At 57.6% G+C, this 24838-nt stretch carries 13 protein-coding genes; 9 read left to right on the top strand and 4 right to left on the bottom strand.

Features of this window, described 5'->3' with window-relative positions; all coding sequences use genetic code 11:
* Window position 1: 1 nt before the first annotated feature.
* The 7 genes from ssnA (at window position 2) to EHO01S_RS10890 (ending at window position 11461) form a co-directional block, all read left to right on the top strand.
* A complete protein-coding gene (gene ssnA / locus EHO01S_RS10920) occupies window positions 2-1330 on the top strand; it encodes a putative aminohydrolase SsnA (RefSeq protein WP_024523978.1) in 1329 nt (442 codons plus the stop codon).
* A gap of 57 nt (window positions 1331-1387) precedes the next feature.
* The gene (gene ygfM / locus EHO01S_RS10915) at window positions 1388-2167 is read left to right on the top strand and encodes a molybdopterin-dependent oxidoreductase FAD-binding subunit (protein ID WP_024523977.1); all 780 of its coding nucleotides are present in this window, start codon (window positions 1388-1390) and stop codon (window positions 2165-2167) included.
* Window positions 2164-5034, top strand: a complete 2871-nt coding sequence (locus EHO01S_RS10910) for a molybdopterin-dependent oxidoreductase Mo/Fe-S-binding subunit (protein ID WP_024523976.1) — start codon at window positions 2164-2166, stop codon at window positions 5032-5034. The genes ygfM and EHO01S_RS10910 overlap by 4 nt, the downstream gene beginning before the upstream one ends.
* A gap of 203 nt (window positions 5035-5237) precedes the next feature.
* Window positions 5238-6656 (top strand): nucleobase:cation symporter-2 family protein, encoded by a 1419-nt coding sequence (locus EHO01S_RS10905; protein WP_024523975.1) that lies wholly within the window; start codon window positions 5238-5240, stop codon window positions 6654-6656.
* 30 nt (window positions 6657-6686) lie between these two features.
* Window positions 6687-8003 (top strand): guanine deaminase, encoded by a 1317-nt coding sequence (guaD, locus tag EHO01S_RS10900; protein ID WP_024523974.1) that lies wholly within the window; start codon window positions 6687-6689, stop codon window positions 8001-8003.
* A 239-nt stretch (window positions 8004-8242) separates the two neighbouring features.
* On the top strand, window positions 8243-9610 hold the full coding sequence (locus tag EHO01S_RS10895) for an NCS2 family permease (RefSeq protein WP_024523973.1): 1368 nt from the start codon (window positions 8243-8245) through the stop codon (window positions 9608-9610).
* A 204-nt stretch (window positions 9611-9814) separates the two neighbouring features.
* Entirely contained in the window at window positions 9815-11461 is a 1647-nt protein-coding gene (locus EHO01S_RS10890; RefSeq protein ID WP_024523972.1) for a Na+/H+ antiporter, read from the top strand.
* A gap of 67 nt (window positions 11462-11528) precedes the next feature.
* Here the strand turns inward: EHO01S_RS10890 and EHO01S_RS10885 are convergent, their stop codons facing one another.
* Window positions 11529-12476 (bottom strand): LysR family transcriptional regulator, encoded by a 948-nt coding sequence (locus EHO01S_RS10885; RefSeq protein WP_024523971.1) that lies wholly within the window; start codon window positions 12474-12476, stop codon window positions 11529-11531.
* A gap of 132 nt (window positions 12477-12608) precedes the next feature.
* Between EHO01S_RS10885 and EHO01S_RS10880 the strand changes: the two genes are divergently transcribed.
* Window positions 12609-13040, top strand: a complete 432-nt coding sequence (locus EHO01S_RS10880; protein ID WP_024523970.1) for a CidA/LrgA family protein — start codon at window positions 12609-12611, stop codon at window positions 13038-13040.
* Window positions 13037-13726: an LrgB family protein gene (locus EHO01S_RS10875; protein WP_024523969.1), complete on the top strand. Its 690-nt coding sequence runs from the start codon at window positions 13037-13039 to the stop codon at window positions 13724-13726. The genes EHO01S_RS10880 and EHO01S_RS10875 overlap by 4 nt, the downstream gene beginning before the upstream one ends.
* Window positions 13727-13764: 38 nt before the next feature.
* On the opposite strand, the gene EHO01S_RS10870 is transcribed toward EHO01S_RS10875, so the two are convergent.
* The 3 genes from EHO01S_RS10870 to EHO01S_RS10860 all read right to left on the bottom strand — a co-directional run bounded on the left by EHO01S_RS10870 (window position 13765) and on the right by EHO01S_RS10860 (window position 24825).
* Window positions 13765-14100 (bottom strand): DUF2002 family protein, encoded by a 336-nt coding sequence (locus tag EHO01S_RS10870; RefSeq protein ID WP_024523968.1) that lies wholly within the window; start codon window positions 14098-14100, stop codon window positions 13765-13767.
* A 241-nt stretch (window positions 14101-14341) separates the two neighbouring features.
* Window positions 14342-14755 (bottom strand): hypothetical protein, encoded by a 414-nt coding sequence (locus EHO01S_RS10865; protein ID WP_232238252.1) that lies wholly within the window; start codon window positions 14753-14755, stop codon window positions 14342-14344.
* Window positions 14756-15180: 425 nt separating this feature from the next.
* On the bottom strand, window positions 15181-24825 hold the full coding sequence (locus tag EHO01S_RS10860) for an Ig-like domain-containing protein (RefSeq protein WP_071991016.1): 9645 nt from the start codon (window positions 24823-24825) through the stop codon (window positions 15181-15183).
* Window positions 24826-24838: the final 13 nt, after the last annotated feature.

The raw sequence follows: 24838 nt of genomic DNA, 5'->3' as shown, positions 1-24838 counted from the left end.
CATGTTGATTCTGAAGAATGTCACCGCCGTGCAATTCGAGCCGGCGCTGGTGCGGGAAGGGATCGATATCGCCATCGACGGCGCAGAGATCCGCGCCGTCGGCGATAACCTGCATGCTCAGTTCCCTGACGCTCAGGTGAAAGAAATGCACGGGCGTCTGGTGATGCCGGGCATCGTCTGCGCGCACAACCATTTCTACTCCGGTCTGTCGCGCGGCATCATGGCCAATATCGCCCCCTGTCCGGACTTCATCTCCACCTTGAAAAATCTGTGGTGGCGGCTGGATCGGGCGCTGGATGAGGAGTCACTGTACTACAGCGGCTTGATCTGCTCGTTGGAGGCGATTAAGAGCGGCTGTACGGCGGTGATCGACCATCACGCCTCACCCAACTATATCGCCGGCTCCCTGGCGACGCTGCGTAAAGGTTTCCTGAAGGCGGGTCTGCGTGGTATGACCTGCTTCGAAACCACTGACCGTAACGGCGGTACCCGTGAGCTACAGCAGGGCGTCGAGGAGAACATCCGCTTCGCCCAATTGATCGACGATGCCAAGGCCAAGGGGAGCGAACCCTACCTGGTCGAGGCGCATATCGGGGCGCACGCACCGTTTACCGTCTCCAACGCCGGGTTGGCGATGCTGAGTGAGGCGTTACGCGCCACGGGTCGTGGGCTGCACATCCATGCGGCAGAGGATCGCTACGATGTCTCTCATAGTCATGACAAGTACGGTCAGGATCTGGTGGTACGCCTGGCCGAGTATGGCCTGATCAACGATAAGACCCTGTTAGCCCACGGGCTCTACCTCTCCGACGAGGATATTCGCATCCTCAACGAGCAGGATGCCTTCTTGGTGCATAACGCCCGCTCCAACATGAACAACCATGTCGGCTACAACCAACGTTTGGCGCAGTTCCGTAACTTGGCGCTTGGTACTGACGGTATCGGCGCGGATATGTTTGAAGAGCTGAAGTTCGCCTTCTTCAAGCATCGCGATGCCGGTGGTCCGCTGTGGCCGGATAGCTTTACCCGTTTCCTTTACAACGGCAATCAGCTGCTTAACCGTAACTTCGGCGCGCGTTTCGGGCGTCTCGAAGCGGGATATAAGGCGGATCTCACTATCTGTGACTACCCGTCTCCGACCCCGTTGGCGGCGCAGAACATCGGTGGGCATCTGGCCTTTGGTCTGGGCTCCTCTAGCGTACATAGCGTGATGGTCGAAGGGGTCATGGTGTATGAGGATCGCGCCTTCCCATTCGATATCGAGCCGATTTACGCCGAGGCCCGTAAGGTCGCCGCCCGGATGTGGCAGCGTATGGATGCACTGAACTGAGACCATAAAAGCGCCTCGGCCCGTAGTCGAGGCGCTTTTACACAAAGAGGGTGGAACATGATTGAGCAATTTTTCCGGCCGGACTCCATAGAGCAGGCGTTGGAGCTTAAGCGCCGCTTTCAGGATGAGGCCGTCTACTTCGCCGGAGGAAGTAAATTAAACGCCACGCCGACACGTACCGAGAAGCGTGTTGCCATCGCCCTGAAAGGGTTGGGCTTGGATCAGGTGACCTGGCATGGCGGGGCGTTGCACCTCGGCAGCATGAGTACGCTGCAACAGCTGCGCGACATGGCGTTGTTGCCGCAGGCGTTGCAAGAGGCGCTCGGTTTCGTCTACTCGCGCCATCTGCGTAACCAGTCGACGCTGGGCGGCGAGCTGGCGGCTCACCAGGCAGAATCGGTGCTGGCACCGGTGTTGCTGGCGCTGGATGCCCGTGTGCAGAGCGCCGATGGTGCGGAAATCGCCCTAGAGGATTACTTGGCCGCGCCAGACGATCGTCTGCTGACGGCGGTGATCATCGCCGATCCCTTCCGCTGCTGTGCCACGCGTAAAGTGAGCCGTTCGGCGGCCGGTTGGTCGGTGGTGACGGCGGCCGTCGCCCTGCCGGATGAAGGGGGGATACGCATCGCATTGGATGGTGTCAGTGAGCGCCCATCGCGGCTGCGCGATGTGGAAGGTCTGGGCTTGGAGGGTGAGCAATTGGAGCAGGCGGTCAGCGCTGCGATCGCACCGCGTGCCGATCTGAGCGGCAGCGAGGCGTACAAACGCTATATCGCGGGCGTCGTGGTGGCTGAACTGTTGGCCGACTGCCAGCAGATGAGGGAGGAAGCAAAATGACAATTCGCTTTACGCTGAACGGTATTCCTCGCACGCTGGAGTGCCAGCCGGGCGAGAATGTGCAGCAACTGTTGTTTGGACTCGGCATGCACTCGGTTCGTAATAGCGACGACGGTTTCGGCTTTGCCGGCTCCGATGCCATCATCTTCGATGGCGTGGTGATCAACGCCTCTCTGCTGATCGCCGCCCAATTGGACGGTGCGGTGGTGCGTACCGCCGAATCACTCGGCGCCTGGAACCAATTGAGTCCAGTCCAGCAGGCGATGGTCGACGTCGGAGTGGTGCAGTCCGGTTACAACGATCCGGCGGCGGCGCTGATCCTGACCGAACTGTTAGAACGTATTCCGGCGCCGAGCCGCCAGGACATCGACGATGCCCTCTCCGGGCTGTTCAGCCGCGATGCGGGTTACCAGCAGTTCTACCAGGTGGTGGAGCTGGCGGCGGCGCGGATGCGCGATCCGCAGTACCAGATGGAGGTCGCTCCGGAGTTTCGTGACGATCTGACGGTCGTCGGTAAGAACTGCCCGAAGGTGGATGCGGCCAAGATGGTGCAGGCCAAGCCCTGCTACGTCGAGGATCGTATTGCGGCGGATGCCTGTGTGATCAAGATGCTGCGCTGTCCGCATCCCCATGCGTTGATCACGCATCTGGATGTCAGCCGTGCCGAGGCTTTGCCGGGGGTGGTGCATGTTATCACCCATCTGAATTGCCCGGACGTCTATTATACGCCTGGCGGCCAGAGCGCACCGGAGCCGTCGCCGCTCGATCGCCGCATGTTCGGCAAGAAGATGCGCCATGTCGGTGATCGTGTCGCCGCCGTGGTGGCGGAAAGTGAGGCGATCGCCCTAGAGGCATTGAAGCTGATCGAGGTGGAGTACCAGATCCTGCGGCCGGTAATGTCCATCGACGAGGCGATGGCCGACGATGCGCCAGTGATCCATGATGAACCTATCGTCTATGTGAACGGGGCTCCTAGCGATCTGGAGGTGCAGAATCGGGGCTCGGCGCAGCGCGGCGAACATATGATCATCAACTTCCCCATCGGGGCACGCCCGCACAACAATATCGCCGCCAGCGTTCACGGCCGTATTGGGGATGTTGAGCAAGGCTTCGCTCAGGCGGATGTCGTCATCGAACGCACCTATGAGTCCACTCAGGCTCAGCAGTGTCCGACCGAGCCGCATATCTGTTACAGCTATATGGATGGTGATCGCCTGGTGGTGCACGCCTCTACCCAGGTGCCGTGGCACGTACGCCGCCAGGTGGCGCGTATCGTCGGGATGAAACAGAACAAGGTTCACATCATCAAGGAGCGCGTTGGCGGCGGTTTCGGCTCCAAACAGGATATCCTGTTGGAAGAAGTGTGCGCCTGGGCGACCTGTGTCACCGGACGTCCGGTCTACTTCCGCTATACCCGTGAAGAAGAATTTATCGCCAACACCTCGCGTCATGTCGCCAAGGTGAAAGTGAAGATCGGCGCGACCAAAGAGGGGCGTCTGACTGCCATCGACATGGACTTCCGCGCCAATACGGGGCCATACGGTAACCACTCCTTGACGGTGCCGAGTAACGGTCCGGCGCTGTCGTTGCCACTCTATCCTTGTGATAACGTTAATTTCCAGGTCACCACCTATTACAGCAACATCTGTCCGACGGGGGCTTATCAGGGTTACGGGGCGCCGAAGGGGAACTTTGCTCTGACCATGGCGCTGGCCGAACTGGCCGATCAACTGGGCATTGATCTGCTGGACATCATCGAACTTAACCGGGTGCATGAGGGGCAGGAGTTGAAGATCCTCGGTGCCATCGGCGAAGGCAAGATGCCGACGTCGGTTCCGTCTGCCGCCAGCTGTGCCTTGGAGCCGATCCTGCGCAAGGGACGTGAGCTGATCGCGTGGGATGCGCCGAAACCGGCCGACGGCGATTGGCGTATCGGACGCGGGGTGGCGATCATCATGCAGAAGTCAGGCATTCCCGATATCGACCAGGCCAACTGCATGATCAAGTTGGAGTCCGACGGGACCTTCATCGTCCATTCCGGCGGCGCCGACATCGGCACCGGCTTGGATACGGTGGTCAATAAGTTGGCGGCCGAGGTGCTGATGTGCCCGATGTCCGAGGTGCATGTCATCTCCGGCGACACCGACCACGCGCTGTTCGATAAGGGGGCTTATGCCTCATCCGGTACCTGTTTCTCAGGTAACGCCGCCAAGAAAGCGGCCGAGAATCTGCGCGAGAAGATCCTGTTCCACGGCGCACAGATGCTGGGTGAGCCGCGCGAGGATGTGGTGCTGGTCGCCCCAGGGATCGTGCGCGGTAAGCGGGGTGAGGTCAGCTATGCCGACATCGCCCATAAAGCCGAGACCGGTACCGGCTTCGGTACGCTGGTGGCGACTGCCAGCTACATTACCGCGGACTTTGCCTTCCCCTACGGGGCTAACTTTGCCGAAGTGGCGGTCAACGTGCGTACCGGTGAGGTTCGGCTGGATAAGTTCTATGCTCTGCTGGATTGCGGTACGCCGGTGAACCCCGAGCTGGCGTTGGGGCAGATCTACGGTGCCACCATGCGCGCCATCGGTCACAGCATGAGCGAGGCGATCCGCTATGACAGCGAGGGACGGCCGATCACCCGCGATCTGCGTACCTACGGCGCGCCGATGATCGGCGATATTCCGCGCGATTTCCGCGCGTTCCTGGTGCCGAGCGACGATCAGGTCGGCCCGTATGGTGCCAAGTCGATCTCGGAAATCGGGGTTAACGGGGCGGCACCGGCCATTGCGACGGCGATCCACGATGCCTGCGGTGTCTGGTTGCGCGAATGGCATTTCACTCCGGAGAAAATACTGCACGCGTTAGGAAAACTGTAAGACCGCTGAGGGCTGCCCCGCGGGGCAGCCCTCGGCCAACGATTCAATTAGCCGTTGGATAATAAATATCTGCATGACACAGCGACAGACGGATTAATGGGGACGAGACGTTCAGGGCACCCCTTTGCCGTTAGCGAGGAATCGCTGTAGGTGGATATTTATTAATTGGATCAGATGATCAAATTTACCCGAGGAGTAAAGGGATGTCTGATATACCGCGTGCTGGATCCGATCTTATTTATCAACTTGAGGATAAACCGCCTTTTCACCAATTAATGGTAGGTGCGGTGACACACCTCTTAGCTATTTTCGTTCCCATGGTGGCACCGGCGTTAATTGTCGGCACCGCCTTAGGCTTATCAACAGAAATTACCGCCTATCTGGTTTCGATGGCGATGATTGCCTCCGGCGTTGGCACCTGGCTACAGGTGAACCGTTATGGCTGCGTCGGCTCCGGGCTGCTGTCGATCCAGTCGGTCAATTTCTCGTTTGTCACCGTGATGATCGCGCTGGGCAGTGCGATGAAACACGATGGCTTGCATGAGGAGTTGATTGTCTCGACCCTGTTGGGGGTCTCCTTCGTCGGCGCCTTCCTGGTGGTCGGCTCTTCCTTCGTGTTGCCCTATCTACGCCGGGTGATCACCCCGACGGTGAGTGGGGTGGTGGTGCTGATGATCGGCCTGAGCCTGATCAAGGTCGGTATCATCGACTTCGGTGGCGGTTTCGCCGCGAAGAGCAGTGGCACCTACGGCAACTATGAAAACATCGGCGTCGGTCTACTGGTGTTGCTGGTGGTGATCGGTTTTAACTGTGCGCGCAATGCGCTGTTGCGTATGGGCGGTATCGCCATCGGCCTGATCGTCGGTTATATCGTGGCGCTGTGCCTAGGGATGGTGGATTTCAGCGCCCTGCGTGACCTGCCGCTGGTGACCGTCCCGGTTCCCTTCAAGTATGGCTTTACCTTCGACATGCACGCCTTCTTGGTCGCCGGCACCATCTACTTGCTGAGCGTGCTGGAAGCGGTCGGGGATATCACCGCCACCGCCATGGTCTCTAACCGCCCGATCGAGGGGCCGGAGTATCAGTCGCGCCTGAGCGGCGGCGTGCTGGCCGATGGCCTGGTGTCGGTCATTGCCTCCGCCCTCGGTTCGCTGCCACTGACCACCTTCGCCCAGAATAACGGGGTGATCCAGATGACGGGCGTGGCTTCACGCTATGTCGGTCGGGCCATCGCCGTGATGCTGGTGATACTGGGGTTGTTCCCGGTAATCGGTCGGTTCTTTACCACCATTCCCGCCCCGGTATTGGGGGGCGCGATGACGCTGATGTTCTCGATGATCGCCATCGCCGGGATCCGCATCATCATCTCCAACGGCCTACGCCGCCGCGAGACGATTATCGTCGCCACCTCCCTCGGTCTTGGGTTAGGCGTCTCCTATGATCCGGCGGTGTTCCGGGTATTACCGGATTCCCTGTATGTGTTAGTGGAAAACCCCATTTGTGCCGGCGGCCTGACCGCCATCATCCTGAATCTGCTGATCCCGATGCGGAAGAAAGCCGAGGTGCGTGAAGAGAAGGATGCGATGGTTGAGCCGTTACGCGGCGAAGAAGAGATGGATTGAGTCAATGAGTTGGCTGACGAGGAGTTAACCATGGTTTGTGAACACACGCTGAAGGCAGTGCGCGGCAGCATTCTGGATGTCACCCGTCGGGTCAGTGATCCGCAAGAGGTCGAATCCGCCCTGCGTTTTATCGAAGATGGCCTGTTGCTGATCTGTAACGGCAAGGTCGATTGGTGCGGTCCGTGGGAGGAGGGAAAGACACGTATTCCCGACTCGATCCGCGTACGCGACTACCGCGGCAAGTTGATCGTGCCCGGCTTCGTCGATACCCATATTCATTATCCGCAGAGCGAGATGATCGGTGCCTATGGCGAGCAGTTGTTGGAGTGGTTGAATAAGCATACGTTCCCGACCGAACAGCGCTATAACGATCTCGAGTATGCGCGCGAGATGTCTAACTTCTTCCTCAAGCAGTTGTTACGTAACGGCACCACCACTGCGTTGGTGTTCGGTACCGTGCACCCGGAGTCAGTGGATGCTTTGTTCGAGGCGGCCAGCCACATCAATATGCGCATGATTGCCGGTAAGGTGATGATGGATCGCAACGCCCCGGATTACCTGTTGGATGACGCTCAGAGCAGCTATGAACAGAGTAAGGCGCTGATTGAGCGCTGGCATAAGAATGGCCGCCTGCTGTATGCGGTCACGCCGCGTTTCGCTCCGACCTCCAGTCCAGAGCAGTTGGCGATGGCCCAACGTCTACGTGAAGAGTACCCCGACACCTATGTGCACACCCACCTGTGTGAGAACCGCGAGGAGATCGCCTGGGTGAAATCGCTCTATCCGCAGCATGATGGCTACCTGGATGTGTATCACCAGTATGGTTTGACCGGGAAGAACTGCGTGTTCGCCCACTGTATCCACCTAGAAGAGAAAGAGTGGGATTGTCTGAGCGATACCGGCTCGTCGATCGCCTTCTGCCCGACCTCTAACCTGTACCTCGGTAGCGGACTATTCAACTTACAGAAGGCTTGGCACAAGCGAGTGAAAGTCGGGATGGGGACCGACATCGGCGCGGGTACCACCTTCAACATGCTGCAAACCTTGAACGAGGCCTACAAGGTGATGCAGCTACAGGGGTGCCGTCTCTCCGCCTATGAGGCGTTCTACCTGGCAACGCTGGGGGGGGCCGCTTCGCTGGGGCTGGATGATCGCATCGGTAACTTCCTGGAGGGCAAAGAGGCGGACTTCGTGGTGTTGGAGCCGACGGCGACGCCGCTGCAACAGTTGCGCTACGACAACTCGGTCTCCTTGGTGGATAAGCTATTCGTCACCATGACATTGGGCGACGATCGCACCATATATCGTACTTATGTAGATGGTCGTTTAGTGTACGAACGCACCTAGAATGGCCCATTTTTGGGTTGAAATGACGTGGTATTAGGCCAGATAATCGTTTGCCTTTTACTTCCGTCCCATTTTTACCCGAATTTGGTCGCAGGATGTAGTGGCAGGGAGTAACGGCTGCCGATAAGGCAGCCGAACATGGGGCGGAGGGCAGATAAGAATCATAGGCCGCTCTGCATCAACAGACGTAAACGATTACGTTACAGATTAGTTTTCTAAATCACTCAGAGGACATCATCATGTCTAGCGATTCTTCTCAGGTATCGACGGCAGGGAAGTCACAGGGATCACTCGATAGCTTTTTTAAGATCTCTGCGCGTGGTAGCAGCGTACGTCAGGAGGTGCTCGCCGGTTTAACGACGTTTTTGGCGATGGTCTATTCGGTGATTGTGGTACCGGGCATGCTGGGCAAGGCCGGATTCCCGCCGAGCGCTGTCTTTGTAGCGACCTGTCTGGTGGCTGGCTTCGGTTCACTGGTAATGGGATTGTGGGCCAACCTGCCGATGGCGATCGGTTGCGCCATCTCCCTCACCGCCTTTACCGCTTTTAGCCTGGTGCTGGGGCAGCAGATTAGCGTGCCGGTGGCGTTGGGCGCGGTATTCCTGATGGGGATTTTGTTTACCGCCATCTCGGTGACCGGGGTGCGGACCTGGATCTTGCGGAACTTGCCGATGGGCATCGCGCATGGCACCGGCATCGGTATCGGCCTGTTCCTGCTGCTGATTGCCGCCAACGGTGTCGGCTTGGTGGTGAAGAACCCATTAGAGGGGCTGCCGGTGGCACTGGGGGCTTTCACCTCGTTTCCAGTAATGATGTCGCTGCTGGGGCTGGCGGTGATCTTCGGCCTGGAAAAACTGAAGGTACCGGGTGGGATCCTGCTGGTGATCATCGGTATCTCTATTATCGGCTTGATCTTCGACCCTAGCGTGAAGTACCACGGCCTGGTGGCGATGCCGAGCCTGGCTGGGGCTGATGGCCAGTCATTGATCTTTAGCCTGGATATCATGGGGGCCTTGCAGCCGGTGGTACTGCCGAGCGTATTGGCGCTGGTGATGACCGCGGTGTTTGATGCGACCGGGACGATTCGCGCGGTAGCGGGTCAGGCCAACCTGTTGGATAAAGACGGTCAGATCATCAACGGCGGCAAGGCGCTGACCGCCGACTCCGTCAGCTCGATCTTCTCCGGCCTGGTCGGTGCGGCACCGGCAGCGGTGTACATTGAATCGGCTGCCGGTACGGCTGCGGGTGGGAAGACCGGTTTGACCGCCGTGGTCGTCGGGGTGCTGTTCCTGCTGATCCTGTTCCTCTCTCCGCTCTCCTATCTGGTTCCGGGCTATGCGACGGCACCGGCGTTGATGTATGTCGGCCTGCTAATGCTGAGCAACGTGGCGAAGCTGGACTTCAACGATTTCGTCGATGCTATGTCCGGCCTGGTGTGTGCGGTGTTTATCGTGCTGACCTGTAACATCGTGACCGGCATCATGCTGGGCTTCAGCACCCTGGTGATCGGTCGTGTCTGCTCGAAAGAGTGGAACCGCCTGAACATCGGTACCGTGGTAATCGCGGTGGTGTTGGTGGCGTTTTATGCTGGCGGTTGGGCGATCTAACCGCGTCGGGAGTTGTTGCTGGAAAAGCGCCTACGGGCGCTTTTCTGCTTTCTGGCACCGGTGAAGTTCAACACGCATGCTACCAGATTGCATTTTCCGCGCCATTCTGGCCGTTTACGCTAGATTTCCCTTCGGTGAAAAATTCATAAGGTGATATTTTGTAACATGTTGCATTAATTACCTAGGCTGTGAGTCGGAACTAGCATGGAAATATTCTTCACAATCTTGATCCTGATTTTGGTGGTATCGCTCTCCGGTGTGCTGACGCGCATGCTGCCGTTTCAAGTGCCGCTACCGTTGATGCAGATCGCCATCGGGGCGTTGCTGGCCTGGCCGCACTTTGGGCTACATGTCGACTTTGATCCGGAGTTGTTCCTGGTGTTGTTTATCCCGCCATTGCTGTTCGCCGATGGCTGGAAGACGCCGACGCGCGAGTTTCTCCACCATGGGCGCGAGATTTTCGGTCTGGCATTAGTGCTGGTGTTGATCACCGTGGTCGGCGTCGGTTATTTCCTGCATCTGTTGTTACCTGAGGTACCGTTGGTGGCGGCTTTCGCGCTGGCCGCCGTACTCTCCCCCACCGACGCCGTGGCGCTTGGCGGGATCGTTGGTCAGGGACGTATTCCGAAGAGCATCATGGGGGTGTTGGAAGGCGAGGCGCTGATGAATGATGCTTCCGGCCTGGTCGCCTTGAAGTTCGCCATCGCCGTGGCGATGGGCACCATGGTGTTTACCGTCTCCGGCGCTACGCTGGAGTTTCTCAAGGTGGCGCTGGGCGGTCTACTGACCGGCGCGGCGGTCACCTGGCTGTACAGTAAGTCGTTGCGGGTGATGAGCCGTTGGGCGGGGGATGATCCGGCCACCCAGATCGTCTTCCTGATGTTGTTGCCTTTCGCTAGCTACCTGATCGCCGAGCATATCGGTGTTTCCGGCATCCTGGCGGCGGTAGCGGCCGGGATGACCATCAGCCAATCGGGGGTGATCCGTAACGCACCATTGACCATGCGCTTGCGCGCCAATAGCGTGTGGGCGATGCTGGAATTCGTATTTAACGGCATGGTCTTCATCATGTTGGGGCTGCAATTGCCGGGCATCTTGGAAAACTCCATCATCCAGGCCGAGCGCGATCCTAACATCGAAACCTGGTATCTGTTCGCCGATGTGGTGCTGGTTTACGCCCTGTTGTTGCTGCTGCGCTTTCTCTGGTTGTGGGGGATGAAACGCATCAGCCTCCGCTTTTTTCCCCGAAATCCATTGCAGTTCGCCACCTATAGCCTGCGCGATCTGTGGATCGCCTCTTTCGCCGGGGTGCGTGGAGCGATTACCTTGGCGGGCGTACTCTCCATTCCATTATTTCTGAGCGATGGTGCGCCTTTCCCCGGGCGCTATCAGTTGGTGTTCCTCGCCGCTGGAGTGATCCTGTTCTCCCTGCTGGTGGGGGTGGTCGCCTTGCCGTTGCTGCTGCGCGGCGTCGAGGTGAGCGATGGCAGCACCTATCGTGATGAGGAGCTGATGGCGAAGTCGATCAGCGCCGAGGTGGCCATCGAGAGTCTGAAGAAGATGCAGGAGCGCTTGGCGGCAAATAGTGAAGAGAATATCGATCCGCAGTTGCTCACCGAAGTGAGCTCTCGGGTGATCGGGAGCCTACGGCGGCGGGTGATGACCAAAGAGAATGCCGACGAGATCCGCGAGGTGGAGAACCTGGAGCGGCGTTTCCGTTTAACGGCGTTGCGCGCCGAGCGAGGCGAACTGTACCACCTGCGCGCCACGCAGAAGATCAGCAACGAGACGTTGCAGAAGATGCTGCACGATTTGGATTTGCTGGAGGCGTTGTTGATCGATAAGGCGTAATCGGGTACACGCCGCCGGATTGCGCCCCGGCCGCCATAGGCGGTCGGGGCGTTTTTATGACGCGCGCTCAATCGAGGCGGGGGGCGGGTGCACTGCCGTCGGCGCAGTGTGTCAGCCGTTCGGGGTGCATGGTTCCCGCCGGCCAAAATTCACGGCAGCGGGCAATCCAAGCTTGGGCGCTGTGTGACAGGTAGCGTCCATGGCACCAGATAAGCCCCAGGCGCCACATCAACGCCGGCTCTAGCGGTAACCACAACAGGCTGTGTGGATCGAGACGCAGGCAGATCGGCTGCGGCAGGATGGCGATACCGACGCCGGCCTGCACCATGGCGGCCAAGAAGTCCCATTGCCCGCTACGCACCGCGATCTGCGGTTGCACCCCGGCGGCGGAGAACGCTTGCATCAATTGTTGATAGAGGGCGAAGTCCTCGTTATATAGCAGAATATTTTGCTGGGCGAGGTCGCTCATGCTCAGGGCGCTGCGGTTAAGCCAGGGGGCCTGGCGTGGCAAGAGTACGTACAGCGGATGGCTGAACAAGGGGAGGGAGGCAATCGCCGGATCGGGGTGGGCCGACAGTGCGGTCAGCGCCAGATCTAGCTCGCCGGACAGCACCGCCTGCTCGACGGCCAGGCCGCCGAACTCGGCGATGTGCAGTTCGATGCCGGGGTAGCGCTGGCGAAACTCGCCGATTAGCCCAGCCATCTGGGTACCCACCATCGGCGGGATACCCAGCTTTAGGCTGCCTTTCTTCAGGGTGCCCAGATCGTCCAGCTCGGTTTTCAACTGGGCAAATTGGTCGAGGATAGCCAACGCGCGCTGGTAGACCACGTTGCCGCTGTCACTCAGTCGTAGCCCACGTCCCTCGCGGATCAACAGGGTACACCCCAGCTCCTCCTCCAGGTTGCGTAGCATCTTACTGATGGTCGGCTGGGTGACGAACAGCTTCTCCGCCGCGCGGGTGAAGCTTTGTTGCCGCACCACTTCAACAAAGTAACGTAACGTTCTTACGTCCATGCAGGACTCCGCTATACAGGGATAGGTATGCCATTTATCAATGGAGCCAATAATTTTAATTCATTTTATGCCTGTGATCCTCTCTGCCTATACTGTGCGCCTTATCACATAAATTCCCCTTCTGAGGTGAGTATGTCGCTGGCGTTACGCCATCGTTGGCTACCGCTATGTGCCCGTTTGCAGGTTCCGGCACAGGTGGCGCTGTATGCGCTGTTGTTTGTCTTTTCCCAATGGTTGGTCAGTCGCTTTGCTCTACCGGTGCCGGCCAACATCGTTGGTATGTTGCTGATGCTGGCGTTGATCGCGCTGCGTATTGTACCGCTGGCCTGGGTCAAGGCAGGTTCCCGCTGGCTGCTGGCGGAGATGTTGTTGTTTTTCGTGCCGGCGGTGGTGGCGGTCATGAATTATGCCGCGTTGCTGATGGTAGAGGGCTGGCGCATCGTGGCGGTGATCGCCCTGAGTACCCTGTTGACGCTTGGCCTGACGGCGCTGGTGGTGGATCGGGTGTACCGTTTCGAGCGGCGTCTCCAACGGCGGCGGCGCGCCGAGGTGACGCCATCATGAGCCGTCTGACGCTGAGTCTGCTGTGCCTGGCGGTGACACTGGCGCTCTACTTCGCCAATAAGCGCCTTTACCGGCGTGTTCATCGCATTTGGCTGATGCCATTGGTGTTGACGCCGTTGCTGCTGGTGGTATTGCTGCTGCTGGGGCATATCTCTTATCGCGATTATATGGGCGAGAATCACTGGTTGCTCTGGCTATTGGGGCCGGCCACCATCGCCTTTGCCGTGCCGGTGTATGAGAATCTGGCGATCATTCGCCGCCACTGGCTGTCGTTAACCATCGGCGTGTTGACCTCGACGCTGGTGGCGGTACTCAGCTCTGTTTGGTTGGCACGTCTGCTGACCCTACCGGAGAGTATCCAGCGCAGCCTGGCGGTGCGGTCGATCACCACGCCGTTCGCCATCGAGGCGGCCAAGCGTCTGGGAGGACAGCCGGATCTGGTGGCCTTGTTCGTGGTGATCACCGGAGTATTTGGTATGGCGGTAGGTGATCTGCTGTTATTGCGTCTGGCGGTGCGTAGCGGCATGGCCAAGGGGGCAGGATTGGGGGCGGCCTCCCACGGTGCCGGTACGGCCAAGGCTTATGAGTTAGGGCAGACCGAAGGGGTCGTCGCCAGCCTGGTGATGATGCTAGCTGGGGTGGCAACGGTGTTGCTTGCACCGCTGATCGGTCGCCTGCTGTGGTGACGCGCCATGAGGCCCCGCCGATAAGACGGGGCGCGCCCTCAAGGAAACATCTGCGCCAGATAGCGCGTTAAGCGCTCGCGGGACGTGAAGCCGTGAGGGATGCCGACGAAAGTCGGTGAGGCGGCATCGGGCAGTGGCGGGAAGCGGACATAGGCCGGGCTGCTGCGTTGTGCGTCGGAGGGTTGGGCGAAGCGTAGACTACGCTGGGCCAGCGCTGGGTGGATCAGCAATGCGGTTCGTCCCAGGCGTACCTCTCGATTGACATAGACATAGTGCTCCCCCTTGTGAAAACCATAGGCTTGATCACAGACGGCGTCGCGGATAAACCCGGCGCGCAGCAGGACTTGCGCAACCTCGTCGGGACGTAAATACATCATCATTCTCCCTGTTTATTTTTGCCCTCTGACCTTAACGGATCGCTGCCGCGTCACAAGCGGACTTTTCTGGAACGGCCGAGATCGACGGCGATCGCCAGTCAATCACTAGGCTTTTTAGCTGATCGTCGATATTGCGCCGTGCGAAGGCGACGAGGCGGTTAGCGGCCATACCTGGTAGGCTCTGTATGGCGAGAGGGAAACGACGGGGCGGGCGCCTTATCACGGCGCCCGGGTGGCATTACGAGAAGATGGTGAACGGCGAGCAGACGAATTGCTGATTGCCGATGGTCATATTGTAGCGGTCAGTACCCGGCTGGCCGCTCTGCATCTTGATACCGAAACGGATAGTAATATGAGCCGGGTCTGGGGTGAACGTGCCGCTGGCCTGATCATAGCGCGACAGGGTATAGACCACATCGTCGGACATATCGGCGGTACGTTTGGCCACGTAGGTTTGCGTCAGATTATTCGAGGGATCAGTGATCTTCAGCGCCATCATGTTGTCGCTATTGATCGCCGTGGAGAGCACCTTTAGCCCGCCGCAGTTGGTTTGCCCGACGGCTGGATAAGGGCCGATCATCTCCGCCGCTTGGGCGATACCAGAGAAGGAAGCCACCGTTAGTAAAGCGATAAACGTTTTTTTCATCATCATCGTGTCTGCCTGATGTAATCAAGGACGTCAGTGTCGTCAAAATGCAGCCGAGGCCGAGCCTGTTTGCAGTCGAAAAAATGCCGCCAACGTCAGCGCGTGGCGCAGTAAGAAGCAGCGCCTAGTGTAGGGAAACGCACTGTGGCGTCTAGCGGGGCAATGCAAAAATTTATGACAACGCGGAGAGAGTGGGGTTCCGTCGGTGCGCCGCGTACGACGCTGAATGTCAAGCTGGGTCAGGGGGAGAAATATTTATTTGCCAAAAAACGGCGTTAAAGGACGCTGGAGCCGCTTGAGGCATGTCGTGTCTAGCGCCATGTACACCGCTGAGCGCCAGTAACGGCGCGTCATCAAGGCGGTAAAGAAACGGGTGTAGGTTGTCACCATACACCCGTAGTTTGTTGATAGTCGTCTCGGCGAACGCTACGTTACAAGGTGGCGTGCTCCTCCTCCGGCGTCGCGCTGATGGTATTCATGGCAATATCACTTAGAGCCGCGATGTTATCTAGCGCACTTGAACTGCTGGCAGCAATGAACGGCGGGGTTGCTGGCGCGCGATCGACATCGACAATAGCCAGCGTGTCGTTGCTATTGTTGGCCGTGGCCGCGTCATTCAGTGGCGTGATGCCATCCGCTGCGCTGGCACTATTGGCGGCGTCAGACAGCAGGGTCGCCAGTACGCTGTGGCTGGTCTGGTCGTCGCTAGGGTTAGCCGTGCTACTGCCGTTCAATAGCGTGCGGCTATCGGCGGCATCGGCATCGGCATTAGCGACGGCGTCGGGTGGCGAGGAGAGAGGCACGCTGAGGCTGGGCTGCGGGGCGTTGTCAGGGCTCGCCGCGGCGTCATCCCCTGTCGCACTGCTATCGTGTACGGCATTGGCATTGGCGGCGGCACCGAACAGCGGGGGCGTTGGTGTGCTGTCGACGATAGTCAGTGTCTCGCTGAGCTGACTGGTATTCCCCGCCGCATCTTTGGCCGTTACCGTATAATCATAGGTCTGTGCGCTCAAGGGATGGCTAACCGTGATAGTCCAGTTCCCGCTGCTATCCGTTCGGGTGACATAATCCTGATTATCAATACGCAACGTTATCTCGACATCGGCCTCAGAGGCGCCGGTAAATGATGGTAAAGTGGCACTGGTCGTCTTATCTCCTGCGCTACCCGTTGCGGAACTACTGGCGAGCTCGGCCGTCGGGATTATCGGCGCTGTTGTGTCGATGGTGATCCACTGCTTTACGATCTTGGAGCGGTTCCCTGCCTTATCGATAGCCTGCACCGTATATTTATGTATGCCATCGCTTAAAACGCCAGAGGGCAAGGTGAAATCCCATGCGCCATTTGCCTGCGCCTGAATGTCATAGGTGTGGCTATTGATGGTGAGTTGGATCGTGGCGTCGGCCTCGGTCATACCCACGAACTTGGGCACGGCCAGGTTGGTTATCTGATCGCCGCTGATACCGCTGTCGGTCGATGCGTCCAGCGCCACGCTTGGGAGCGCGGGCGGCGTACTATCAATCGTGACAGAGCCCGTCAGCGGGGACGAGGTATTCCCCGCCGCATCGCTAACCTGTAGCGTGTAGGGATAAGCCCCATCCGGCAGTGCATCCTGGGATGGGAGCGTGAATGACCATGCTCCCGCCGCGTTGGCCTGAAACTTATAGCTCTGACTATTGAGGGTTAGCGTGATGGTGGCATTGGCCTCCGTGCTACCACTGAATGTGGGGGTCGTGGTATGGGTTAGGCTATCGCCGAGGGTGCCGCTATCCGAAGCCTGATCGAGTCCCCCTGTGGTACTGGGCGCGCGCGTATCAATGGTCAGAGCGCCGTTAAGGATGGCGGAGGTATTACCGATGGCATCTTTACCCTGGAGAGTATAGGTGTATCGTTGGTCGGTCAGGGCATCCGCCGCAGGCAAGGTGAAGCGCCAGGCTCCCTGGGTGTCCACGGTGATCTCATAAACCTTATGGTTAATCGTCAACAGCACCAGCGTATTGGGCGTCGCCGTTCCGCTGAACGTCGGCAGTGGGGTGCTGGTGATATTATCACCAGTTGTGCCGCTGTCTGTGTCGAGCGCAAGTCCCCCGTGGGGCGTGTCTGGCGGCGTGGTATCAATAGTTATCGTTCCTGTGGTGGACGGGGAGCTGTTGCCTGCGCTGTCCTTTACCGCAACTTGATAGGAATACGTGCCCGTCGAGAGGGCATCGCTGGCGGGCAACGTGAATGCCCAGCTACCATCGGCCGTAGCCGGAAAGGCATAATCCTTGTTGTTGATGGTCAGCGTAACGGTGGCACCCGGCTCAGTGTGTCCAACGAATTTGGGGGTGGTGATATTGGTGATGTTATCCCCCGTGACGCCCGAGTCGTATTCGGCGGCCAATGCAGCGCTTGGTGCCGACGGCGGAGTAGTATCAATGGTGATGGTGTCGGTCAGGGCGCTTGATAGATTACCGATCGCGTCTTTACTCTGAAGGGTGTAGGTGTAGGTGCCATCACGCAGCGCGTCTTCTGACGGCAAGGTGAAGCTCCAGGCTCCATCATTACCCACCGGGATCTCATAAACCCGACTATTGATGGTTAAGATGACCGTGGTGTTGGCATCCGCCTTACCGATAAACTTGGGCACAGTAATCGAGGTGATGTTATCACCAGGCCCCGTGTCCGTGTCGCTACTCAGCTCCCCGCTGGGCATAGCAGGGGGCGTCGTCATGATCGTTACGGATCCCATCGTTGCCGTCGATGTATTGCCGGCCGCGTCTTTGGCGACGACAGAATAATCGTGTAGTCCCTCGGTTAAGGCTTGGCTGAGCGGTAAGGTAATCGACCAAGCACCATCGTCTCCCGCCAGTGTGCTGTAGCTCATTCCATTGATGGTCAACACAACCGTTGTGTTACTCGCCGCCGTTCCGCTAAAGGTGGGGGTTTTTACGTTGGTGATATTATCCCCCACGACACCGCTGTCGCTCATCGCGCCCAACTCGACCGTTGGCGGCGTCGCGGGCGGCGTGGTATCCACGGTAAACTGCCCGTCATACAAGGCTGTGTTGCCAGCGTTATCCGTCGCGATGACCTGGTAGCGATACTCTCCCTCGGCCAGCGCGTTGGGGATCTGGAAAGACCAATATCCCAGGGCATTCACCGAGACGGGGTAAGTGACGTCGTTAAACACCATGACAATCGTCGAGCCCGGCGTGGTCTGCCCGGAGAGTATGGGATGCGCCTGGTTGGTGATTTGGTCGCCAATGATACCACTGTCGCTGCCGGCCTGGAGACCCGCATTGGCAGAGGGGGGCGTCGTCTGAATCGTTACTTCACCGGTTAGCGTCAGACCACTTGGGTTGCCGCTGCTATCCCTTACCGTAATGGTATAGGGATGATTGCCATCCGTTAAGACGCCGATGATAGGTGGCAATGTGAGGGTCCACTCACCATTAACGCCTGCGACCGCGGTAAACTCCCGCCCGCTGATACTCAAGGTGACCGTCGCCCCGCTTTCTGTGGTTCCGCTAAAGGTCGGCCTGGCGTTGTTGGAGATCTGGCTGCCTGGCGCACCTGTTTCACTGCTGCTATCCAAGCCGCCGGTTAACTGGCTGGGCGGAGTGGTATCAATGGTGAGGGTAGAGGTTACTAATTTAGTGTTACCCGCGATATCGGTGGCCGTTACCGTATAGGAGTAAATGCCATCCGCTAAAGTATCTGTCACGGGGAGCGACCACTGCCCATTCGCATCCGCAGTGGTGCTATAGCGATTACCATTAATGGCTAAGCTGATCGCGGCGTTCGGCTCTGCCGAGCCGATTAACGTGGGGGTTGGGTTATCGGTAATATTATCGCCTGGGGTCCCAGAGTCCGTATCGGGGTCTATCCCATTCAGTCGCAGAGCGCTGACGCTGTCAATGGTGACTTGCCCTGCCGTCGGCGCAGACTGGTTACCAGCAATATCTTTCAGGATAACCGTATAGTTATGCGTGCCATCGCTAAGCGGGTTAGTGATGGCGAGTTTCCAGTTCCCATGGTTATCGGCGACCGTTGAGTAGCTTCTCCCGCCAATCGTAAGCACGACGGTGATGCCGGCAGGGGCCGTACCTGAGAAATTTGGCGTCTTGTTATGGGTGATCGCGTCTCCGGCGGTGCCGCTATCGCTATCAGCATCTAAACTCACGCTCGTCACGGGGGCTAGCGTATTGTTTTGGAAGATGTGCAGGTTACCTTGCTGTGGGGCGCTGGTATTTTGCGCCAAATCCGTCACGTTCACCGTATAACTGTACGCGCCATGGGTCAGGGATGTTGGGAGGGTTATTTGCCAGTTACCCTCACGGTCGGCCGTCGCGGTATAGGATTGACCGTTGAGTGTCAGCGTGACGGTGGCGCCGGGTTTGGTCTGTCCGATAAAGACCGGTCGGTCGACATTGGTAATAAAGTCGCCCAAGGTTCCGCTATCCGTAGCGGTGTTGAGCATGACCGTCGTCGTGGGCGGGGTGTTATCGATAGTGAAATGACCGTTAATCGTCGATGTGGTCCCCGCCGGGTTTGAGGCGGTGACAGTATAAGAATAGTTGTCATTAGCCAGGTTAGCGAGGTTGAGGCTCCATTCACCGTTTGCCGAAACGGTCGCAGCATGAACCGTGCCATTGATGGTCACGGTGACCGTGGCGCCCGGCGATGTCATTCCTTTTAATGTCTGGTTGTTCGTGCTACTCCAACCATCGGCAATGTTCGGATCGGCGGTGGTATCCAGCCCGCCAGTCAGCACGACGCTGGCGGTATCGACCGTGATGGTTCCCGATACCGGAGTAGCGGTATTCCCGGCTTTGTCAACGGTGGTGATGGTGTAATCATAAGGCCCATCACGCAGATCGCGCGGGACGGTAAAGCGCCAGTCACCGGCGCTATTCGCGTTAACGCTATAGGTGCTACCCGCGATCACGATGCTGACTTTCAGGCCGGCTTCTGTTCTGCCACTCAGCGTTGGCCGCGGGTTATTGGTGAGGCTATCCCCTTGAATACCGCTATCGCTGTTACTATCCAACCCGCCGTTTAACTGGGGCGGCATAGAGTCAAGCGTAATTCTGATCGGATACTCGGTGGTCAGTCCGTAGCCGTTGGTCACACTCAAGGTATAGGAGTAGTAGCCCCCTTCGGGGGTCGTGTCAGGGAACAGATCGGCCGGCATCATGATCTGCCAGCGGCCATCATTATTGACGACGGTGGAGTAAGACGATGCATTGGGCCGATAGATGGTGACCGTATCGCCCGGGTTACCACGGCCGATGATCACGGGTGGCGTCGAATTATAGAACACGGTGTTGGGGGTACTGACGCTCGGTGAGCCGTCTAAATAATCTGGATGAGCGCCAAAGTTGGTTGTCGGCGGCAGGGCGTGACCATTGCTAATCGTGCCTGTCAGTCGACCCGTGTTACCCGCGCCGTCAGCGGCGATGACGGTATACTCATAACTCTGGTCGGTCTGGAGCTCGGCGCCTCTCAGCTCTAAGGACCAGTTACCCTGTTCATCGGATGTGGTAGTAAATCGTTTATTATTAATTAATACAATGACTTCACGATTCGGTTCGGTCGTGCCCTGTAGCGTGGGGTTCGGGTAGATCGACGCGCTGGCATCATTAGGGGTGTGATCCGCCTCGCGTAAGCCGGCCGTGATGTCTGGCGGGGTATTGTCGATTTTAAACGTGCCGTTAAATGTTGTGGTGGCTTGCGGGGTAATTTCCGTCAGTTTGTAAGTATAGTCGCCATCGATGAACGGCCCTCCCGGCAGCCTGAATGTCCATGTTCCGTTTGGCGTAACCGGAATACTGTGTGTTTGGCCATTAAACTCAATACGCAGGGTAGAACCAATGGCGGCTTTCCCTGACAGAGTGGGGGCGCTATTTTGCGTCAGATTGTCCCCGACGGTGCCCGTATCATCCGCGGGGGAAAGGTATCCGGCTAACGTACTGATCGTCACCGTAGCCGTGTGTGAGGTTTCGGTACCGAATTTATCAACAAAGGTGACGGTATAGTTATGCTCGCCCGAGGTGAGCGGGGCGCTGCTTGGAACGCGAAAAGACCATTCGGTTCCATCCGCGTTAATCGTCAGCGGGTAGGTTTTGCCGGCAATGGTGATCGTCCCGCGTAAGTTATCGGCGGCCTGGCCACCGCTAATGGTTCCGGTAAGGGTCGGGGCATGCACAGAGGTGAGGTTATCTCCCTTGGTGTCCGTATCCGTATTCTCGGAAAGACCGCTGGTAATCGTCAGTTGGCGTTTGGCGATATGGATTTGATCGGCCCTACTGGTGGCATTCCCTGCCGCGTCTGTCGCGGTGACGGTAAAGTTCACCGTATGATAGTTACCGTTATCGGCAACGATGCCGGCAGGCAGTTTAAACTTCCAGGTCCCGTCGGCCGCGACATCGGTAATGCGGTAATCCTGGCCGTTAATCCGGATGATGAGGCGCGTGCCTGGCTCGGCTCGCCCGGTGATCGTCGGAGTCAGTTGGTTGGTGTCGTACCGATCCCTATCGCCGGTATCACTCGCGCCGTCTAACTCGGCCGGCGTTAATGTCGGCGCCGTATTGTCGGTGGTGAGCCTACCGGTCGTCGTAGTGCTATTACCCGCCTGATCGGTGACTTGGATGCGGTAATCTGCGGTGTAGTTCGGGGGCAGACCCCACGTCGGCGCTTGGATTGACCAGTTACCGTTGGCGTCGGCGGTGACGGTGTGATTTTGCCCATCGATGCGCAAGAAGACGGTGGCGCCGGGCTCGGTGTTGCCGCGAAAAACTGGCCGCACTGTCTGGGTGATCATATCCCCTTTGATGCCGCTATCCGTGGCATCGGTGAGTTCGACCGTGGTGACTGGCGGGAGGGTATCAATAAACACGTTATTGTTGACCGCGGTGGACAAACTTGATGACTCATCGGTGGCGATAACCTCATAAGTATTTAATCCTTCCGGTAACGGACGGTCAACCCGGATAGACCAGGCGCCATCATTCGCCGCCGCCGTTGTGGTGTAGCTGTTGCCTGCGATGGTCAGCAGAATGGTCGTGCCGGGGGTGGCTCGACCAATAAACGTGGGGGTGTTGATGTTGGTGATACTGTCGCCTTGGGTGCCGGAGTCACTGGCCGTGTCTAACTGAACCGAAACTTTGGGAGGCGTAGCGCCCGACGAGATGTAAGTAAAGTTGCCGCTAATGGTGGTTTTATTTCCGGCAACATCTTCAGCCGTGACGGTATACGGGTTAATACCGGCGCTGGCATCTCTGGGTAATTCGAGCGACCATCTGCCGTCGTCATTGACGGAGGCGGTATAAACGGCATTATGAATTTCAACTTTGACGATGCTCCCTGGCTCTGCCATGCCGCTGAGCGTCGGCCGAACCAGGTTGGTGACGTTGCCACCGGTGGTGCCTTCCATCACGCTGGATAAATCGAGGCCGCCATTCAATTGAGAGACCGTATCAACCGTAAATTGATGCTGGCTGGTTGAGGTATTGCCCGCCTGATCGGTGGCGGTGACGGTATAAGTATAATCGCCCTGGGCAAGTGAGGTCGGCAGCGTAAGGCTCCACACGCCATCCGCGTCACTATTCAGGTTGTGGTTAGTGCCTTGAAATGTGACGACAATGGTCGAGCCCGGCTCGCTGGTACCGGTGAGGGTCGGCCGGGTCACATTAGTAATCCCATCCACCGATGATTGCCCGCTATCAGAGGCGGTATTTAAACCTGCCGCAGATGAGGGCAAGGTGGTATCAATGGTCAGCGAGCCGGTAATGGTCGAGCTTGTGCCGGCCGCGTTCTCAACCTTGACGGAGTAGACATAGGTCTCATCGGCCAATGCATTAGGCAGCGTCAAACTCCATTGCCCATCCGCACCGACGCTGACGCGATGATCGGTATTATCGATGGTAAAGATAACCGTGGTATTCGGGGTGGCGCTCCCATGGAAACGGGGACGCGTCACGTTGGTGATGCCATCATTGTCCGCGCGACCGGTATCATCGGCGGTTAACAAGCTCGCGCTCACCTCGGGAACGCTGGTATCGATAACCAGTGTCATATTGCCGCTGACTTGGCTGAGATTACCGGCAATGTCTTTAGCGGTGACCGAGACAGGGTAGTCGCCATCGGGCAATGGACTACTCAGCGTGAGCTGCCATTGCCCCTGGTCATCGGCTTTCACGGCGTAAGTTTGGCCATTGATCGCCACGAATACATCGGTATATGGATCTGAAGTTCCCGTCAGCGTCGGTGTTTTTACGTTGGTGATCGTATCGGTAGGATCACCGGAGTTGCTGCTGAGGTCGAGGTTGACACTGGGGGCGGACGGCGGGGTTGTCACCAGGGTGAACGCGCCTGTGAATGGCGTCGCCGATGCGTTGCCTGCCACATCGGTTACCGATAAGGCGTAATTATGGCTACCGTCACCCAATACCAGGTCGTCAGGAATTTGCCATGACCAGGCGCCACTATCATCGGCTTGCACGGAGTAATGATTACCCGCAATCGTAATCGTCACAACGGAAAAGGGCTTCGTACTTCCGGTTAAGACAGGATGGGGATCATTGGTAATGTTATCCGTATCGCTATCACCCGAGTCGGTTGCTGCCGAGAGGGCGGCGGTAACGGTTGGCAGTTGCGTATCGATGATGAGATAACCCGATTTAGATGCGCTATTGCCGGCGATGTCATCGACTTTAATCGTGAAGTTATGGCTGCCATCCGCCAATGGCGGCGAGACCGTCAACGCCCAAACGCCCTGTTGATCGGCGGTTATCTGGTAGACCTTGCTATTTAATGTGAGCGTCACGTTGGCGCCCGGCTCGGTTTTCCCCGTCAATGTGGGCTGCGTGTTGTTGGTGAGAAAGTCACCCTGCATGCCTGAGTCTGAGGCGGCAGATAAGGTAAATGTCGCGTCTGGGGCGCTGGCATCAATCGTGAATGTTTTATTAACCGTCGCCGTATTACCCGCTTCGTCACTGGCCGTCACCACATAATCATATGTGCCATCATTAAGATTGGTTCCCGGCGAGACGAACCAGTTGCCCTCTTTGTCGGCAACGGTAGTGAGTGTCATCGCGTTAATTGTGACGGTAATGACTGAATCCGGCTCGGATGTCCCACTAATAATCGGCTTGGGATTATTAGTGATGGTATCGCCAAGTACACCGGAGTCGGTTGCCGCATCAAGATCTGCGCTAAGCCCAGTCAGTTGAGTATCGATAGTCACATGAGTGGTGGTGGTGACGCTTTCTCCCGCCCTGTTCGTGATGGTAAACGTGACTTCATGGTTCCCATCGGGTAATGCTGGGGTAACCTGTTGCAGCCAATTACCATCCTGATCAATGGTTAAAGGATAGCTCACCGCGTTAATCGTCAGGCTAGCCGTGGTACCCGGCGTGGCACGGCCGATAAATGTAGGGGTATTGACGTTAGTCAGATTGTCCCCAACTCGGCCAGAGTCGGATTTTTCATCCAGCTTTCCGTCGATGAAGAGTAGAGGATCTTGTTTGGGGGGCGCGATAATCTCTTCTGGTTGTCCTGACGAACTATCGCTTGATGACGAACTTGAGACCGGCGGTGCCTGCGGTGTGGGCACGGAAGCACTCGCATCGGGGACTTCAATTTCGTTGGGTTTTAACTGTTTAGATAATTCACGCGTGACTTGTTTATCAACGACCTCTTTTTTATCAGCGGATTCATTGATTTCTTTTAATCTCTCATTCTCTTGCTGTTTTACCAACTGCTCTTGTTTTTTTATTAATTCTTTATACTCTTCAATTTTTTTCTGCAAATCAGCCTTTAATACTTCATCTTGTTCGGGGGAAATTTCTTGCGGTTCATTCTTATTATCGTCTGGGGCGTCGTCAGAGGTCATGCCTTCTAATTTGTCGCGCAGATAGACGGTATCTAACCCCAGTTGCTGGCTCTGGATGGTTGAAATGATGGCGTCTTGGCTGATGGTTTGTCCTGCGGTGTTACGCAGTTCAACTTTACCCAGCACAAGATTGGTCAAACCATCTTTTAATGTGGTGGTCGTGCCATCACTGGTGGTAACAATAAGATCAAACCCACTCACTTTATACGATTTT

The organism is Edwardsiella hoshinae NBRC 105699 = ATCC 33379 (assembly GCF_000474215.1).
Taxonomy (GTDB): domain Bacteria; phylum Pseudomonadota; class Gammaproteobacteria; order Enterobacterales; family Enterobacteriaceae; genus Edwardsiella; species Edwardsiella hoshinae.
The sequence above is the reverse complement of the archived record's forward strand: the minus strand, read 5'-3'. Positions and strand labels throughout refer to the sequence as shown.